This is a genomic window from Streptomyces sp. NPDC012637 (genome assembly GCF_042954805.1).
Classification (GTDB): Bacteria; Actinomycetota; Actinomycetes; order Streptomycetales; family Streptomycetaceae; genus Streptomyces.
In genome coordinates, this window is the sequence record NZ_JBIBDS010000007.1 from 36,760 (window position 1) to 51,947 (window position 15,188).

General features: G+C 75.5%; 15 protein-coding genes. 8 read left to right on the forward strand and 7 right to left on the reverse strand.

Annotation, left to right across the window (positions count from 1 at the left end):
- The first annotated feature begins 18 nt into the window (after window positions 1-18).
- Window positions 19-495, forward strand: coding sequence for an NUDIX domain-containing protein (locus ACFY8W_RS26065; RefSeq protein WP_391109786.1), 477 nt, complete (start codon window positions 19-21; stop codon window positions 493-495).
- A 164-nt stretch (window positions 496-659) separates the two neighbouring features.
- Entirely contained in the window at window positions 660-905 is a 246-nt protein-coding gene (locus ACFY8W_RS26070) for a hypothetical protein (RefSeq protein WP_391109789.1), read from the forward strand.
- A gap of 18 nt (window positions 906-923) precedes the next feature.
- On the opposite strand, the gene ACFY8W_RS26075 is transcribed toward ACFY8W_RS26070, so the two are convergent.
- Complete coding sequence (locus tag ACFY8W_RS26075; RefSeq protein WP_391109792.1) at window positions 924-2,171, reverse strand: cytochrome P450; 1,248 nt, start codon at window positions 2,169-2,171, stop codon at window positions 924-926.
- Between the two features lie 129 nt (window positions 2,172-2,300).
- Window positions 2,301-4,256, reverse strand: a complete 1,956-nt coding sequence (locus tag ACFY8W_RS26080; RefSeq protein ID WP_391111030.1) for an NAD-binding protein — start codon at window positions 4,254-4,256, stop codon at window positions 2,301-2,303.
- 232 nt (window positions 4,257-4,488) lie between these two features.
- On the opposite strand from ACFY8W_RS26080, the gene ACFY8W_RS26085 reads away from it, so the two are divergent.
- Window positions 4,489-5,838 (forward strand): serine hydrolase, encoded by a 1,350-nt coding sequence (locus tag ACFY8W_RS26085; protein ID WP_391109793.1) that lies wholly within the window; start codon window positions 4,489-4,491, stop codon window positions 5,836-5,838.
- Window positions 5,839-5,855: 17 nt separating this feature from the next.
- Here ACFY8W_RS26085 and ACFY8W_RS26090 read toward each other — a convergent pair whose 3' ends face one another.
- Entirely contained in the window at window positions 5,856-6,215 is a 360-nt protein-coding gene (locus tag ACFY8W_RS26090; protein WP_391109796.1) for a DUF3040 domain-containing protein, read from the reverse strand.
- A gap of 85 nt (window positions 6,216-6,300) precedes the next feature.
- Window positions 6,301-6,522, reverse strand: a complete 222-nt coding sequence (locus tag ACFY8W_RS26095; RefSeq protein ID WP_391109799.1) for a DUF5133 domain-containing protein — start codon at window positions 6,520-6,522, stop codon at window positions 6,301-6,303.
- 184 nt (window positions 6,523-6,706) lie between these two features.
- Here ACFY8W_RS26095 and ACFY8W_RS26100 point away from each other — a divergent pair, with 184 nt between their 5' ends.
- Window positions 6,707-7,744: an NAD-dependent epimerase/dehydratase family protein gene (locus tag ACFY8W_RS26100; RefSeq protein ID WP_391109802.1), complete on the forward strand. Its 1,038-nt coding sequence runs from the start codon at window positions 6,707-6,709 to the stop codon at window positions 7,742-7,744.
- Window positions 7,745-7,942: 198 nt separating this feature from the next.
- On the opposite strand, the gene ACFY8W_RS26105 is transcribed toward ACFY8W_RS26100, so the two are convergent.
- The gene (locus ACFY8W_RS26105; protein ID WP_391109804.1) at window positions 7,943-8,818 is read right to left on the reverse strand and encodes a glutathione S-transferase C-terminal domain-containing protein; all 876 of its coding nucleotides are present in this window, start codon (window positions 8,816-8,818) and stop codon (window positions 7,943-7,945) included.
- Between the two features lie 474 nt (window positions 8,819-9,292).
- On the opposite strand from ACFY8W_RS26105, the gene ACFY8W_RS26110 reads away from it, so the two are divergent.
- The 4 genes from ACFY8W_RS26110 (at window position 9,293) to ACFY8W_RS26125 (ending at window position 13,142) form a co-directional block, all read left to right on the forward strand.
- Entirely contained in the window at window positions 9,293-9,751 is a 459-nt protein-coding gene (locus tag ACFY8W_RS26110; protein WP_391109806.1) for an Rrf2 family transcriptional regulator, read from the forward strand.
- A gap of 127 nt (window positions 9,752-9,878) precedes the next feature.
- Window positions 9,879-11,225, forward strand: coding sequence for an acyl-CoA dehydrogenase family protein (locus ACFY8W_RS26115; protein WP_391109808.1), 1,347 nt, complete (start codon window positions 9,879-9,881; stop codon window positions 11,223-11,225).
- A 185-nt stretch (window positions 11,226-11,410) separates the two neighbouring features.
- Window positions 11,411-12,298, forward strand: coding sequence for a universal stress protein (locus tag ACFY8W_RS26120; RefSeq protein ID WP_391109811.1), 888 nt, complete (start codon window positions 11,411-11,413; stop codon window positions 12,296-12,298).
- 115 nt (window positions 12,299-12,413) lie between these two features.
- A complete protein-coding gene (locus ACFY8W_RS26125) occupies window positions 12,414-13,142 on the forward strand; it encodes a CAP domain-containing protein (RefSeq protein ID WP_391109813.1) in 729 nt (242 codons plus the stop codon).
- A gap of 13 nt (window positions 13,143-13,155) precedes the next feature.
- On the opposite strand, the gene ACFY8W_RS26130 is transcribed toward ACFY8W_RS26125, so the two are convergent.
- Entirely contained in the window at window positions 13,156-14,691 is a 1,536-nt protein-coding gene (locus ACFY8W_RS26130; RefSeq protein ID WP_391109815.1) for a sigma-70 family RNA polymerase sigma factor, read from the reverse strand.
- Window positions 14,692-14,806: 115 nt separating this feature from the next.
- Complete coding sequence (locus ACFY8W_RS26135) at window positions 14,807-15,097, reverse strand: hypothetical protein (RefSeq protein WP_391109818.1); 291 nt, start codon at window positions 15,095-15,097, stop codon at window positions 14,807-14,809.
- Window positions 15,098-15,188: the final 91 nt, after the last annotated feature.

Sequence of the window (15,188 nt, forward strand, 5' to 3'; positions counted from 1 at the left end):
TCCGCCACACTGGGCCGTATGCCCGGGAAGCGCAGTGCAGGTCTCCTTCTCTTCCGTCGGTCGCCGGACGGCACCCCACAGGTGCTCATCGGACACATGGGCGGCCCCTTCTGGGCCGCACGCGACGCGGCCGCTTGGTCGATCCCCAAAGGCGAGTACGAGCCCGACGAGGAGCCGCGGGCCGCGGCCCGCCGGGAGTTCGAGGAGGAACTGGGGCTGCCGGCCCCGCACGGCGAGTGGGTCGCGCTCGGCGAGTCCCGGCAGAGCAACGGAAAGCTCGTCACCGTGTGGGCGCTGGAAGGCGATCTCGACCCGGACGGGGTGGTGCCGGGGACCTTCACCATGGAATGGCCGAGGGGTTCGGGCGTGCTGCGGGAGTTCCCGGAGATCGACCGCGTCGGCTGGTTCGGCCTGGCACAGGCCGAACCGCTCCTGGTCGCGGGCCAACGGGTGTTCCTGGAACGGCTCGGCGCGCACCTGGACGGCGCGGGGTAGGCGCCGGGAGCGGCGGCGGGGACGACCGGAGGCGCCCGGAGCGCCGGTCGGGCGGTGCGCGGGCACGCCCGGCGGGCCTCGCCGGGGCCGGGTTCGGGCCCGTTGTCAGACCCGTGCGAGAGGGTGGGGTGAGACAGCCTCAGACCGTCGAGAGGGAGCCCGACATGACGACCGTCACCGGACGCGAGCGCGCCGCCGCCCAGGCCTATCTCCGGCTGCTCGAATCCACCCAGGCCGTGCTCTCCGACCCGCGGCTCGAGCCGTACGCGGCGGCGATGCTGACGCATCCGATGGCGGAGGCGGACGCCGCCCTGCGGGCGGCGGGGCTCGCGGGCAACGAGGCACATCTGTTGCGCCTGGTCGCGGCGCTGAGGGCCTCCCCCGCCGCCGAGCGGGGAAGGGCCCTGTGAAGCGGCGGACCGCTCCGGTCAGCCGAGGCGGACCGGGAGGGCGCGCACGCTGTTGCCGACGAAGCCGGCGTGCCGGGCCAGTGCGGCCTCGGGGACCGCGAGGTCGAGGTCCGGGAAACGGGTGAAGAGCGCCTCGAGGGCGAGGGTGGCCTCCATGCGGGCGAGGGGTGCGCCCAGGCAGTAGTGGGGTCCGTGGCCGAGCGAGAGGTGCTTGACGGCCGGGCCACGGGTGACGTCGAAGCGGTCGGCGTCCGGGCCGTACGCCTTGGGGTCGCGGCCCGCCGCCGAGTAGCCGGCGAGCACCGGTGTGCCCTTGGGGATCAGGGTGCCGTCGACGGTGAGGTCGCGGACGGGGTAGCGGAACGGGAAGTAGCTCACCGGGCTGTCCCAGCGCAGTGTCTCCTCCACCACGTCCGCCCAGCCGGCCCGGCCCTCCCTGACGTGGGCGAGCTGGTCGCGGTGGGTGCACAGCGCGCGCACGGCGTTGGTGACGAGGTTCAGGGTGGTCTCGTGGCCCGCGATGATCAGCAGCACCATGGTGCCGATCAGCTCGGGCTGGCCGAGCCGGTCACCGCCCTCGTCGCGGGCGGCGATGAGGGCGGTGATGAGGTCGTCGCCCGGCTCCCGGGCCTTGTCGGCGGCGATGGCGGCGAGCAGTTCGACGAGCTCGCGGTTGGCGGCGACGGCCTGCTCCGGGCCGGTGTCGGTGGCGACGACCTGACTGGAGAGGTGGTGCAGCCGGTCCTGGTGCTCCTCGGCCACGCCCAGGAGTTCACAGATGACGCCGAGCGGCAGCGGCAGGGCGTAGTGGCGGCGCAGGTCGGCGACTCCGTCGCCGGCGCGGGCCGCCTCGGCGAGGGAGTCCAGCAGGCTCGCGGTGACGGCCTCGACGCGGGGGCGCAGTTCCTCGATGCGGCGCGGGGTGAAGGCCCTGCTCACGAGGGAACGCAGTCGCCGGTGGTCGGCGTCGTCCGCGGTGGTCATGCCCTGGACGGTGGCGAAGGTGCGCAGCGGCCAGCCCTCGGGTATCCGGCCCTCCGCGAGGGCGGTGAAGTGCCGCGCCCCTTTGGCGACTTCGGGGTGGGAGAGGAAGTCGCGCAGGGCGTCGTGACCGAGCACCGCCATGCCCTCGATGTCGCCTGGCAGCAGCACCGGGGCGACGGCTCCCCGGGCGAGCAGCCTGGCGTTGTCCGCGTGCGGGCAGCCGCCGGCCGGGTCGAGACGGTGCGGTGCTCCGCCCCCGGGGGCGGTGTGCGGGGTGTTCACGGAAGGCACTCCTGACTGCGGGAAGCAGGCCGACGGAATCGGAGGGGACCGGCGTCGACGACGGCGTCCTTACCGGTTGCGGACCGGCGCCGTATCGGCCCGGGACCGTCACCGAGCGGGCACGAACGGTCAGATCCTAGGGTCAACCAGGGCGGTGGCGGGAGGAGTTGCCGTGCCCGTCGCGTCGGCGCCCTGCCGGGGGCGACGGCCGTGGAGCTCCGCGAGACCGCGCCGGGTGGCGGCCACCACGACCCGGTCGCCCGGCCCGAGGACGCGCCCGGCCGGAAGCTCCGTCACCGGGCCGTAGCCGGAGCGGCTGAGCGGCACCCCGGCATCACCACGGGCGATCACCCGCCAGGCACCCGGCTCGAACGCCTCGGCCGCCGTCCGTCCGTCCAGGAGCGGATGGTCCGCGACGTCGAGCGCCGCGAAGAGCAGCACCCGCCGCTCGACCGGGATGGCGCCCAGGACCTGGCGGCCCATCATCGCCCCGGCGAACGAGGGCGCCGCCAGGTGCGAGACGCTGCGGCTGCGGGTGAGGGCACCCGGGTGGACGGTGCGCAGGGTGCGGTAGACGGCGGTGGCGAAGTCGTCGTCGTACAGCCGCAGCGCGACCCGGAGCTCCGGGCTGATGGAGCGCGCGTGCAGCGCGGCCTCCAAATTGGTGATGTCGACGCTGGTGAGGGCGAGCAGGGCGCGGGCGCGGTGGATCCGGGCCGCCTCCAGGACGCCTTCCTCCGTGACGTCTCCGATGACCGTGGGCACCCGCAGCCGGCGGGCCAGGGCGAGCCCGCGCGCCTCCGGGTCGGCCTCCACGCACACCACGGGGATGTTCATCCTCCGCAGCCGGGCGAGCACCCGGGTGCCGACCTTGCCGAGGCCGAGCAGCACGACGTGGCCGGACAGGCCGCGGGGCGGTCGGCGCAGCGTGGTCGCGCTGCGGAAGGTGCCGAAGGCCTCCAGGAGCGCGGCGATCACCAGCGGCAGCAGGAGCAGTCCGACGAACCCGGCGAGGATCTGGAGCAGTTGGCGGCTGGTCGGCTCGCCGACGGCGGGATCGCCGATGGCGAAGACGTCGAGCAGGATCAGATAGGCCGCGTGCAGGGGGTGGTCGCCGGTGGTGAGGGTGGAGGCCAGGGAGAGGCCGACGACCGCGGCGAGGACTCCGGCGAGCGACCAGCGCAGCCGCCGCGAGAACAGCGAGCCGACCGGAAGTCCGGAGGCGCCGAGCCAGCCGGAGGCCTGAGCGGGCCCTTCGTAACGCACGGTCTCGAGCGCGACGATGCCGCGCCCGGTGGCCGCGGCGACCTCGGCGTCCCCGGGCAGCAGGCGCGGACCGAGCTCGCCGCTGCGTTCGGAGCCCTCGCAGCCGGCCGGGTCGCTGGTGGTCGACGAGAGCAGCGCGAGGGTGCACAGGCCCGGGTCGGCGACCTCGCCGCGGGCGGGCGGGGTGCGGTCGACGGCGTGCAGCAGCAGTCCGCCGGCCTGGATCACCTTCTTGCTGCCGGCGACGGCGGTCGCGGCGAGCGCGGGTGCGGCGGTGTCCGCGTCGGACAGCACGGTCGTGGTCGCGTCGGGCTTCTCCGGGTCGAGTCCCGGTTCGGTGACGGCCGCGGCCTGGTCGAGCAGGGTGGCCAGGTGCTGGCCGAGCTTGCGGTTGTAGAGCCGGATGACCAGCCGCACGCGCGGGTTGAGCCGGCGCGCGGTGAGCGCGGCGCGGATGTTGCGCTCGTCGTCCTCGAAGACGAGGGCGAGCGCGGCGGCCCGTCCGATGCCGGCGTCGAGCAGCACGTCGTCGTCGGCCTCGGTCGTCTCCACGACCCGGATCGACCGGCCCTGGCCCGCGCCGGACGTGCCCGGACCGGCGGACGAGCCCGGGGCCCCGGTTCCGCCCGCGCCCGCCGCCGTCCGCGTCACCGCCGCGGTGACCCGCCCGAAGAACGCCATGGCGCGTCCCCTCCGGGCCACGGGCCGGTCCGGCGCGTCGCCGGGCGCCGGGACGAGCAGGGTGACGCGCTCGCCGTACATCTCGTGGAGTTCGGCCGCGAGACGGTGGGCGAGGACGTCGTCACCGCAGACGATCATGTGTTCGGACGACGCGGGTGCGACGTCGGCGGAGGCAACGGGCCTGCTCTGATACGGGAGTGAGGACACGTCACCAGGATGCCCTGTCGCACCGACAGCCCGGCCGGCCCCCTCACCGGGGCACGGGCCGACGGGTCGGGGACCACGCGACGCGCCGCCGTTCGCCACGCCCGCTACGCCGGTCGGCGCACTTGGATCTGCGGCGCGGGGGCCGCGTTCCTACGGTGGCTGAATGATCGTCACGCCAGCTGTCCGTCATACCGCCGCCGGTGCCGCGGCGCTGCTGCTCGCCCTGCCGGTCCCGTTCGCCCCGGCAGTCTCCTCCGCCTCGGCTGTTCCTCCCGCCTCGCCCACCTCTCATGCCGCGGCGGCCGCGGAGCCCACCCCGCCCGCGCGCCGTTTCGTGGACCCGGCGCGGCTCGACCGTCCCGGCACCCAGGTGCAGCCGCTGCGCGGCGCGCCGGCGCTGCCCTCGGTCTCCGCCCTCGCCTGGGTGGTGGCCGACGCGTCGACGGGCGAGGTCCTCGCGGCGCGCAACGCCCACAAGCCGCTGCCGCCCGCCAGCACCCTGAAGGCGCTGTTCGCACTCACGGCGATGCCGCACCACGACCCTGACGAGCGTCATACGGTCGCCGACTCCGAGCTGACCGGCATCGGCGAGGGCAGCAGCCTGGTGGGCGTGAAGGAGGGCTACACGTACAAGGTGTCCGATCTGTGGAACGGGGTCTTCCTCAGTTCCGGGAACGACGCCGTGCACGTGCTCGCCGCGATGAACGGCGGCTGGAAGTCGACGGCCCGGCAGATGCAGGAGAAGGCCCGCTCCCTCGGGGCCCGCGACACGCGGGTGGTGTCCCCGGACGGCTACGACGCGCCGGGCCAGGTCTCCTCCGCGTACGACCTGGCGGTGTTCGGCCGGGCGGGGCTGCAGGACCCGCAGTTCACCCGTTACTGCTCGACGCCGTACGCCGACTTCCCCGCGGGCTCGTGGTCGTACGGCATCGCCAACACCAACCGGCTCCTCACCGGCGCGGACGGCGTGGCCCGCTACCCGGGACTCATCGGCGTGAAGAACGGCTACACCAGCAACGCGGGCAACACGCTGATCTCGGCGGCCAGGCGCGGCGGCCGGACCCTGGTGGTGTCGGTGATGAACCCGCAGGGGGGCGGCGGACTGGCGGTGTACGAGGAGACCAGGTCGCTGCTCGACTGGGGCTTCGCCGCCGCGGGACGGGTCCAGCCGGTCGGCTCGCTCACACCGGGGAAGGAGCGGCGCGGGGCGCGGGACACGGAGCGGGTACGCACCCGGGAGCAGGCGGGTGAGAGGGCGCGGGAACGGGAACGGTCGGAGGTGCGCGCGCAGGCCGGTCCGGAGGCGGGCGACGCGTTGCGGCTCATGGCCTCGACCGGCGGCACGAGGGCGGACGCGAAGACGGCCGGGAAGACGGCCGACGGACGGACCGCACCCGAGAAGGCGGCGCCCTCCGGCACGGCGGCCGGCCTGCCGCTGGCGCTCGTGGGCTCGGCCCTCGGAGCTGCGCTCTCGCTGTGGCTGTGGCGGCGCTTCGGAGCACGCGGCAACTGACGTCGGAGGCCCGGCCGCTAGGAGACGGACGGGCCCCGGTCGTCCTCGTCCGGGCGGGGCCGTTCGTCGCCGGTCAGGTGGCGGTGCGACCAGCGGAGCAGCAGGCGCAGGAAGCAGAGCAGGGTCAGCACCCAGACGGCGGCGAAGCTCCAGATGAGGGCCGGGGCCTCGGTGATGACGGCCGCCACGAAGAGCACGAGCGCCGGCGGCCCGAGCAGGGCCGCGCCGGGTCCGGCGAGGCGGCCGGACCCGAACCGGGACCGCCGCCGGGCCCGGCCGGAACCGAGGGCCCGGGCGAATCCGGTGTCCGCGCCGAGGTCCTCCTCGATCTCCGCGAGGATCCGCCGCTCGCGCGGCGAGAGCCGCGCCTCGCCCATCACCGGCACCTCCCGCCCGTACGCCCCGGGCGGCCGTCCGCCCGGACGTCCCGCGGCTACCCCGCCCGGGCCCGTCGAACCGGCCTCAGCGCGGCGCGGCGGCGGGTGGCCGCTCCGCGGTGTAGCGCTCGGCGGCGCGGACGGCCTCACGTGCGGTGCGCTCCCCCATGAGGACGCACAGCGTGTAAGCGGTGTCCTCGAACCGCCTGCGGGCCGGCACGTCGTACGGCCGTGCCAGGACCAGCCGTTCCTGCGCGCGGTAGCTCCGCAGCAGACGGTCGATCGTGTTGCGGTCGGGGAGCAGCATCCGGTCCTCCTGTACGGGCCTGGCCCCCCTCGTACGATCCCTCCATCGTGGGTGCACGTGCTCACAAGCGCGAGCCATGCCGTCACCATCGGTGACGACGGGGTTCCTTCCTCGTCCGCGTGCCCTTCCCCGGCCACGTGCTCCTCCGCGTGCGCGGGCGGCCCGGATGACGGAAGGTCGAGACATGAACCCGAGCGAGCGGCTGCGTGTGGTCGTCACCGGTGCGACGGGCAACGTGGGCACGAGTCTGGTGCGCGCCCTGGAACGCGAGCCCGGCGTGGCGTCGGTGCTCGGCCTGTCCCGTCGCCGGCCCCGGCTGAGCCTGGCGCGGACCGAGTGGGCGGAGGTGGACCTGTCGCTGGAGGGCGACGAGCCGAGGCTCGCCCAGTACGTGGCGGACGCCGACGCGGTGGTCCATCTGGCCTGGCGGTTCCAGCCCACGCACGATCCGGCGACCACCTGGCAGACCAACGTCCTGGGCTCGGTACGGGTCTTCGACGCGGTCGCCGCGGCCCGCGTCCCGGTCCTCGTGTGCGCCTCGTCGGTCGGTGCCTACTCCCCCGGGCCCCGAAACGGCGCGCCCGTGTCGGAGTCCTGGCCGACGCACGGCTGGCCGGGAGCCGCCTACACCCGGGAGAAGGCGTACGTGGAGCGGGTCCTGGACACCTTCGAGCGCGACCATCCGCAGACCCGGGTGGTGCGGATGCGGCCGGGCTTCCTGTTCAAGGAGGAGTCGGCGAGCGAGCAGCGGCGGATCTTCGCGGGCCGCTGGCTCCCGGGCCAGCTGTTCCGGCCCGAACTGCTGCCGCTCGTGCCGGATCTTGACGGGCTGCGCTTCCAGGTGCTGCACAGCGACGACGCCGCGGACGCCTACCGGCGGGCCCTGCTCAGGGACGTCCGGGGCGCGTTCAACCTGGCGGCGGAGCCGGCGGTCGACGCCGGGGTGCTCGGCCGGATGTTCGCCGCGCGCCCGGTGAAGGTGCCGAGCTCCGCGGTCCGCGGTGCGCTGGCGACGGCCTGGCGGATGCGGATGGCACCGGCCTCGCCGGATCTGTTCGACGCGGTGCTGCGGCTGCCGCTGATGGCCACCGACCGGGCCCGGCGCGAACTGGAGTGGACGCCGGCCAGGACCTCCGTGGAGGCCCTGGAGGCGTTCCTGCGGGGGGTCCGGGCGGGTGGCGGCGACGCCACGGAGCCGCTGGCCGGCCGCCGCTTCGGCTGAGCACCGCCGCTGAGCACGGCTGCGAACACCACGGCTGAGCACGGCTGCTGAGCACCGCGGCAGAACACGGCTGCTGAGCACCGCGGCAGAGCGCTTCCGAGCGCCGCGGCCGAGGCGGGGCGGGGCTGTGGGCCGGCGGGCCGGCTACGACGCCGGGACTCGCCGGGTCCTTCGCCCGGACCTCTCCACGGGTCAGGCTCAGCCGCGCGCGGAGGGCCAGTCCACGATCCGCATGGCGGCCCCGGCGGCCTCGCGGCCCCGGCAGTGGGCGCGGTGGCGGGCGAGGAGCGCGTCGATGTCGAGGTGGCGGGCGAACGCGGGACTTTCCGCGAGCCGCGCGGCGTACGCCCAGAGCGCGGGGTGGCCCGCGACCCGCTCCATGGCGGCGGCGTCGAGGTGCCAGCGGTGGACGGTGTCGAGCTGGACGAGGGTCACCCAGACGGTCACGTCGGCGGCGGTGAGCGTGTCGCCGAGGACGTACGGCCGGTGGGCGAGGCGCCGTTCGAGGGAGCCGAGCGCGGCGAAGAGCACGGTGAGCGGGTCGTGGTGGGCCGCGGTGTCGTCGAGACCCAGCTCGCCCGCGCGCTGGGCGGCGGCGTTGACGCTGCGGGCGCACAGGTCGGCGACGGCGCGGATCCCGTCCTGCCGGTCCTCGGGGAGCAGTTCGGGCCCGTCGCCGCGGAAGCGCAGCGCGAGGTCGCGCAGGATGTCGGGCACGTGGGTGGAGACGATGCGGCCGGTCCAGCCGTCGCTGAGCACGGGAGCGGCGGCCGGTCCCCGGTAGAGGTGGGCGCTGGCCTCGTAGAGCGGGCCGAGGACGTCGTATCCGCCGTCGGCGGTGTCGGGCAGGGCGGGCAGGAGCCGCAGCGGCAGGGTGTCGTCGAGACCGAGGAGGCTGTGGGTCACGGCGACGCCGAGACAGTCGGGGTCGGCGGGTGCCAGGTGGAGCCGGTAGCGGTGCGGTACGGGGTAGTGCCCGCTGCGCACGTCGCGGCCGATCCGGCCGCGGAAGACCCGGTCGTCGGTGGCCGGGACGACGGAGGACGGCGCGGCGGACGAGGGAACGACGGACATGGTTCTCCTGGGTGCTCGGTGCCGGGTCGCGGGGCGCACGACGGTGTCGGGACGCGCCGGAGGCAGCAGAGATACGGGAAGGAGGAGCTGAGCCGTACGGGAGGAGCCGAGCGGTGCGAAGGGAGAGAGAGCGCGGACGGGCGGCCGGTCACCCGGCGGGCCGGTCGGGTCCCGGAGCCCCGGGGTCCCGGACTCCGCGGGCCCTGGGTCTTCCTGTCGTCGAACTCCCGTCGTCGCGGGGCAGGCGGGAGTGTGACGACAAGGCCTAGGCCGCGCTGCAGACGCGCAGCAGGTCGATGTGGCGCCGGGAGGTGAGGACCAGCGGCCGGGGCAGTCGGACGGTCCGTGCCCGGTCCGGTGCGGCGGCGGCTCCCATGGTTCCCTACCTGTTCGCTCGGGTTTCCCGTCCATGAGTGTGGGAGCGGTGGCACCCGCCCGTCAAGAGCTCGCCCAGCACCTGGGCATAATGCGCGTATGCGCATTTCAGCCAGGGCCGATTACGCGGTGCGGGCCGCCCTCCAGCTCGCCGCGGCCCGGGACTCCGGGCCGTTGAAGGCCGAGGCGATCGCCGAGTGCCAGGGAATCTCGCACAAGTTCCTCGAGGGCATCCTGGGCGACATGCGCAAGGGCGGCCTGGTGCAGAGCCAGCGCGGCGGCAACGGCGGTTACTGGCTGGCCAAGCCGGCCACGGAGATCTCCGTGGCGGACGTGATCCGCTGCGTCGAGGGGCCGATGGTGTCGGTCCGCGGCGTGCGCCCGCCGGAGCTTTCGTACACCGGCCCCGCCGAGTCGCTGCTGACGCTGTGGGTCGCGCTGCGGGCGAACGTGCGCCAGGTGCTCGACGGGGTGTCGCTGGCCCAGATCGCGGCGGCGGAGCTGCCGTCCGAGGTGATGGCCCTCACGGAGGACCCGGAGGCCTGGACCAATCCCTGAGAAGGGTCTCAGGTCCGCCTGACGAGACTTCATAGTCCGCGATGCGGACGACTGTTGGGATGCGGGTGACCTCTCTGGCAATATCCCTACTATTCCAGTGGGGATACTAGGGATCATGTGAGGTGCCGTGAGTACGCCGAGGAAGTCCACGCGTCCCCCCTTCGTGCCGGCCGGCCGGCCCGGCCGCCACCCGGCCGGCGGGCCCGACGCCCACCCGGCCGACCGCCCCGCCGACGACGAGATCTGGCTGCGCGTCACCCGCGAGCTCGCCGACGACCTGGCCGCCGACGCGATAGCCCGGGACCGGGCGGGCAAGGCACCGTTCGACGAGGTCGCCCGGCTCCAGGAGGCCGGTCTGCCGGCCCTCCTCACCGCGCCCGGCCCGCACGGGCGCGGCGCCGACTGGCGCTCGGCCTGCGGGGTGATCCGGGAGATCTCGGCCGCCGACGGCTCCGTGGGCGAACTCCTCGCCCACCACTCCGTGCTGTCCTGGACCACCCGCTTCCTCGGCCCGGCGGCGGGGCCGCTCGACCTGGAGGCCCGCACCGCCGAGGAGCGCTGGCTGCTCGCCGGCGCGGTCGAACCCGGGGGTCCGGAGCCGGATCGTGCGGGGCTCGCGCTCACCCCGGCGGGCGGCGGCGCCTACGTCCTCGACGGGCGGCGGGCCTTCGCGTCCGGCGTCACGGTCGCCGACCGGCTCGTCGTCGGCGCCCGCTGTACGGAGACGGGCGACCTGCTGCTCGTCCTCGTGGACCCGGCGCACCCGGCCGTGTTCACCGATCCGTACCCGGAGCGCGTCGGCCAGCGCCTCGCGGGCGCGGGCACCGTCACCTTCGACAGGGCGCCGGTCGCGCCCGACCAGGTGCTCGGCGCGCTCCCCCGGGACGAGCACGCCGTCGCCCCGTACCCGACGCTCGCGCCGCTCGCGCTGCGGCTGCTCCTGGTGCACGTCGGCCTCGGCATCGCCGAGGGGGCACTGGCCGAGGCCAGGGACGTGAGCCGCGCGAGCCAGGCCACTTCGCCCCACCTGCCGGCCGACCTGGCCCTGGGACCGTCAGGCCCGTCGTCGGCGCCCGCCGGCGACGACCCCTATCTCCTCCGCTCCTACGGGGAGCTGGCGACCGCCGCGCACACCGCTGCCGCGGTCGTCGAGCGGGCGACCGACGCCCTGGCCCGCGGGCTGCTCGCCGGACCCTTCCTGGACGTCGAGGAGCGCTCCGACATCGCCGTCCTGGTCGCCGCGGCGGAGACGGTCGCCAACCGGGTCGCCCTGGACATCACGACCCGCGTCCTCCAGCTCGTGGACCCGGCGACCGCCGCCGACCCGTACGGCACCGGTCCCGGCCCCGGCTTCGACCGCTTCTGGCGCAACGTCCGCGCACTCACCGCCGCCGTCCCGCCGGACCACCGCCTCCGCGACATCGGCGACCACTATCTGAACGGCACCCACGCCCGGCTCACCCTCCTGGCGTAACCGCCTGCCCGCCGCGGCGGGCAGGAGGAGGACCGGTCCGGCCGTGATCCGCCGGGCGGTCCCCGGCCCGCGGCCCCGCAGGTCGGGACGAACGGCCCTGTCCCGGGGCGGCCCTTGGGCCCAAGCTGGAGACGGCGGCCGCGCCGACCGGCCGGCCGGCGTACCGAACGTACGGAGGCATCCTGATGAGTCGTGAGATCGTCGCGGGAGTGGACGGTTCCCCGGAGAGCCTGGCCGCGGCGGACTGGGCCGCGCGCGAGGCACTGCACCGGGACCTCCCGCTGCGGCTCGTGCACGCCTGGCGCTGGGAGCCCCTCGACCTGCCCCTGGCCCAGGACCCGACGACGCAGCAGCGGGCCGCCCGCGAAGTGCTGGGCGCGGCCGAGGCGACGCTCGCGGAGCGGTACCCCGAGCTCTCCCTGAGCAGCGAACTGATCGGCGACACCCCGGTCGCCGCGCTGCTCGGCACGAGCGGGCGGGCCGAGCTGCTCGCCCTCGGCTCGCGCGGCCACGGCGCCGTGACGGGCTTCCTGCTCGGCTCGTACGGACAGCAGGTCATCGCGGCCGCCACGGTGCCGGTCGTCTCGGTCCGCTCCCGTGACGGCGCGCCCGCCGAACCGCCCGCCGGGGAGATCCTGGTGGGCCAGCACGGCAGCCCGGAGGACAGCGCGGCCGTGCTGCGCTTCGCCTTCGAGACGGCGGCGGCTCGCGGGGCGGCGGTCCGTGCGGTGCGGGCCTGGAGCCTGCCGCCGCTGTTCGCGTACAGCCCGTCCTCGCTGATGCTCGCCGACGAGGCCGGCGGGCTCGTGCCGTACGAGGAGAAGGCGCTGCGCGAGGCCCTGGCACCGTGGCAGGAGCGCCACCCCGACGTGCCGGTGACCGAGCACGTGGAGCTGGGCAGCGCCGGGCAGGTGCTGCTGTCGGGGTCGGGCGCGGCGCAGCTGCTCGTGGTCGGGCGGCGGGCGCGGCGCGGGGCGCTCGGCTCGCGGATCGGCTCGGTGGCGCACGCGGCGCTGCACCTTGCCCCGTGCCCCGTCGCGGTGGTGCCGCAGGAGGTTGACGCGCAGGATTGACGAGGAGTGTCGCGCTCTCCGCAGCCGGACAGTATGACCGCCGTCGCCCCGGTGGCCCATTCGGCACCGGACACCGGCGGCCTCGACGGACCAGCGGACGAGAGAGCGGAGCTCCATGCAGCACGACGCGTACGACGCAGCCCTTCCCGGGGAGGACGACCGCGGGCGGAGCCGGGGCGGACGGCACCGGGCGGGCGGCCCGCTCCACCTGCCCTTCCGCCGGCCGTTCCGCCGCCGGACCGACGCCGCGGCGAGCCGGAGCGGGCCCTCCTTCCGTACGACGGTGACCCTCGCGGGCACGCTGGCCGCCGCGCTGACGATGGCGACCGGCCTGTACGTGATGTCGCAGGCCGGTGCGGCGGGCGCGGGCTCCCGGGCGGTGGCGGGCCGGGACCCGGCCGTGCTGCCCGTGGCACCCGCGGCGGCGGTCGAGGCCGTGCCGCGGGCCGCGGGCTCCGCCGCGCAGTACGTCACCCAGGTGCTCACGCTCGTCAACGCCGAGCGGAAGAAGGCGGGTTGCGGTCCGTTGCGGTCCGACTCCCGGCTGAAGGCCGCGGCGCAGCGCCACGCCGACGACATGGCCTCCCACGACTACTACGCCCACGCCGGCCAGGACGGGCGCAACGCGGGCGACCGGATCACGGCGGCCGGCTACAGCTGGGCGTCCTGGGGCGAGAACATCCACCGCGGTCCGCACTCGCCCGCGCAGGCCGTGGACGAGTGGATGAACAGCGAGGGACACCGCAGGAACATCCTCAACTGCTCGTTCGAGGACCTCGGCGTGGGCGTGAACCTCACGGCGAACGGGCCCTGGTGGGTCCAGGACTTCGCCACGCGCCGCTGACGCGGCCGGGTGCTCAGGAACGCATCGGGGTGGCGAGTTCCTGGACCCAGATCGTGCCGTCGGGGCCGGGCACCGCGGCGACGCCGGTGTGCCGGTAGCGGCAGTCCAGCAGGTTGGCGCGGTGCGGCGGGTCGGCCATCCAGTCGGCCACGACGGACGCGGGGGCCCGCTGTCCCCGGGCCAGGTTCTCCGCCCAGGCGCTCCAGGAGTAGCCCTCGGCCGTCAGACGGGTGCCCGAGTCGGTGCCCTCCGGGTCGGTGTGGGCGAGGTAGCGGCGCTCGGCCATGTCCCGTCCGAACGCCCGGGCCACGGCGGAGAGCCGCGGTTCCGCCCGGAGCGGTCCGCAGCCGGCCTCCGCCCGGTGCCGGTTGACGATCCGGGTGACCTGTTCCTCCGGGCTCGGCCGGGGCGCGCTCGTGCGGCTCGGGGTGGGCGAGGGCGTCGGCGAGGTCGGGGGCGGCGGTGCGACGGTGCGGGTGGCGGCGGGCGTGCCGGGCGTGCCGGTGACCGGCGGGTGCGCCAGCGTGCGGTCGGCAGGACCGTTCGGCATCAGCAGCACCAGCGCCGCGCCCAGGGCGACGACCACGCCGCCGCCGACGAACAGCCCGGGGCGGGCGGCAAGGCCGGAGCCGGCCGGCAGGGGGCCGGAGCCGGCGGGACCCGCGACCGTGGCACCCTCCGGCGACAGCGCCCCGCTCCCGTCCGGCGGTGTCCCCGCCCCGTCCCCCGGCACGGTCGCCGCGACGGTCTCCAGGCCGGGTGTCCCGCTCCCCTGGCCCGCCCAGGCGATCAGCGGCGGCACCAGGGCGAGGCCCACGAGCAGGCCCTCGGCCGGCGCGAGGCCGGCGCGGGTGGGTGCGCAGTGCGGACAGGCGTCGAGGTGGCGGGCCAGTCGCTTGCGCCAGAGCGGGGAGGGCCCGCCGTCCCAGGCGGCGGTGGTGCCGGCGAGGCCGGGGCAGCGCGGTACGGCGGCGAGCGCGCGCACGATGGCGCGGCCCGTCTCCAGGCGCTCCTTCATCCGCTGGACGCGGACGGCGGCGTGCCGGGGCGGGACGTCGAGGGCGGCGGCCAGTTCGGCGCGGCTCAGTTCGCCCGCGGCCTCCAGCCACCACAGGGAGAGCACCTCGCGGTCGTCCTCGTCGAGCCAGCGGGTGGCCTCGGCGACCTCGCGGCGCTGCCCGGTGAGGCCGAGCCGCAGGATGGCGAGCTCGGTGAAGTCGCCGGCGGGGTCGGCGAGGGCCTCGGCCCGGTCGAGGCCGGGCAGCGGAGCCTGCCGGCTCTCCCGCCAGCGGTGCCGTATGCGGTTCATGGCGATGGCGACGAGCCAGGAACGGAAGCGTGACGGGTCACGCAGGGCGGGCAGGCCGTCGAGGGCCCGGACCATCGTGTCCTGGACGAGGTCGTCGACGTCGGCGTGGCCGTCCAGGGCGCGGCCGACGACGTTGTAGACGAGGGGCATGTAGGCCCGTACGAGTGCGTCCTCGGCGCGTACGTCACCCGCCCGCGCCGCTTCGACGAGGTCGGCGGTGCGGTGCTCGTCTTCGTGCATGTCCCCTGCTCTCCTCGGGTCCGTCCCTGCTTCGTGGAGGAGACCCGCGGGAGCGGCCGGGACAACACTTTTCTCGCGGTGGTCCTCGGCGGACCGTCCGCTTCCCGCCTTTCCGCTAGCCGGAGAGGTGCGGCAGGGTCGGTACGGTGGCCCCGCCCCCTCCCCGTACGGCCGCGACGACGGCGTCGTGCAGATCGCGGCTCTCCTCCTCCGATCCGCAGGGGACCGGACTGCCCGACATGGTGAACCAGTCGGATGCGCCGCTGTACTGCACGGCCACTCGTGCCTCGCCGTCGATGTAGGTGGTGTGCACGGTCAGGTCGCCCGTGAGGGCACCGGCCTCGACGGTGAGCACCCCGCCACGCCCGGTGTAGACACCGGCGGTCGTCCATGATGCCCAGCTCATCCATCCAGACTCACACCCGATCGGCGGATGCGCCACCGACGGGACCGCCCCGGCCGGACGGGTGTCCGGCCGGGGCGGTGCCGGCTGTCGC